1 protein-coding gene is annotated in these 1,658 nt (G+C 62.4%); it reads right to left on the bottom strand.

The features are described from left to right. Nucleotides 1–33: 33 nt before the first annotated feature. Nucleotides 34–1,583 (bottom strand): IS3 family transposase gene (locus tag KHO33_RS41815; RefSeq protein ID WP_407946234.1). Its coding sequence is split into 2 segments (ribosomal slippage): nucleotides 34–1,115 and nucleotides 1,115–1,583, totalling 1,551 coding nucleotides; the frame shifts between segments, so codons are not numbered across the junction. Nucleotides 1,584–1,658: the final 75 nt, after the last annotated feature.

A 1,658-nucleotide genomic window follows, 5' to 3' on the forward strand; every position in this document is an offset into this window, starting at 1 on the left:
CGGTGTGTGTCAAGGTAGTTGTCGCGTGAACCGTTACGCTGCGTGCTTATACATTTCGACCGACGCGTTAGTTCGCTCCGGGTTCAGATAGACCACGTCTGCCAGGTGCCAGTTGCGAATGGCGCCTGACCAGCGCGCGGGGTTCCGCATGCGTGCGTCTTCGTACAACGCACGCCGGCGGGCCAGAAGGTCGTCGGCTTCGCCGCGGTGCCGTTGTCCCGGACTGACATGCTTCAGGCCGCTGTGACAGTGCTCCTCGTTGTACCACTGCACAAAGCGCTGCACCCATGCGCGGGCCTCCTCCAGCGTGTCGAACGGCTGCTCGGGCCATAACGGACAGTACTTCGCCGTACGGAACAGCGATTCTGCAAAGGCGTTGTCGTTGCTCACGCGCGGCCGGCTGAACGAAGGCTGCACGCCCAGATCGATCATGGCCGCACGCATCGTGGCGCCTTTCATTGCACTGCCGTTATCCGAGTGCAGCACCAGCGGACGTCCGGCGATGCCTTCGCGCAAACATCCCCTGTGCAGCAACTCGCTCGCGTGCTCGGCCGACTCCTGCTCCCACACCTCGTTCATCACCAGCTTGCGGCTGTAGATGTCCTTCATCATGTACCAGTAAAAGTACCGGCCCCTGACCGTGCTCGGCATCCACGTAATATCCCAGCACCACACCTGATTCGGGCCATTGGCGTGATGCGTCGTGAGTGGGCGTCGTTGCGGCGCCTTCGCACGCCCACGGCGCTGGCCCTGTCCCGCCGCTTTCAGGATCCGGTAAAACGTCGATTCGCTGGCCAGATAAACCCCTTCGTCGGCCAGTTTCGGCACGATCTGGTGCGGCGTCAGGCTCGCGAATGCGGGCCGGTTGGCCGCTTCAAGCACGGCCTGACGCTCCGCCTCACTCAGCCTGTTGGGAGGCGCTTCACGGAGGGTTTGCGTGCGCCCGTCATGGGGTGACTGACGCCAGCGCTGTACCGTGCGCACGTTCACCCCAAGTTGCTCGCACGCACGCGCACGGCATGCCCCCTGCTGCACCGCTTCATCGATCAACTGCATGGCTTCATCGCGATCCGGGCTGCTGATCAGTCTTCCTCTTCCTTGCCCCAGATCGCGTCGGCTTTTTTTCGCAGGTTCAGCAATGCCGCCGCCTCCGCACGGGCCGCATCAGCGCGCTTGAGCTGGCGCTCCAGCTCCCGGATGCGTTTTTGCGCAGCCTTCGCTTCATTGCGCTGCGCCGCCGTCAGCTTCGGCTCAGGCGCGCCGTTGGCCTGCTCGCATGCCTCGCGCCACTGCCGGATCTGCTCAGGATAAATGCCCTTGCTACGGCAGTACTGTGAAGTCTCGATCTCGCTGAGCGACGCCGTCTCCAGCACCGCCCTGAACTTGTCGGCGCTTGACCACTGATCGCCTGTTTTGCCATTACCCGGCATGAATTCCCCTGCCTGTCTTGCGCTTTGCCGCCAGGTGCGTAGCGTCACCGTCGTGATGCCTGTCGCACCTGACAACTCAATTACCGCACGATTGAACGGCGGCATCATCTGTTTGATTGCCCATTCCCGGGTTTCCGCTGAATAGCGTTTCATCTTCCACTCGCTGTCCGCCCCCCATCTTTACATCAATCGGTTCGGGTGAGGCGACAACTAGCCTGACATGGAGGG

Source organism: Paraburkholderia nemoris, from assembly GCF_905221015.1.
Lineage (GTDB): Bacteria > Pseudomonadota > Gammaproteobacteria > Burkholderiales > Burkholderiaceae > Paraburkholderia > Paraburkholderia nemoris.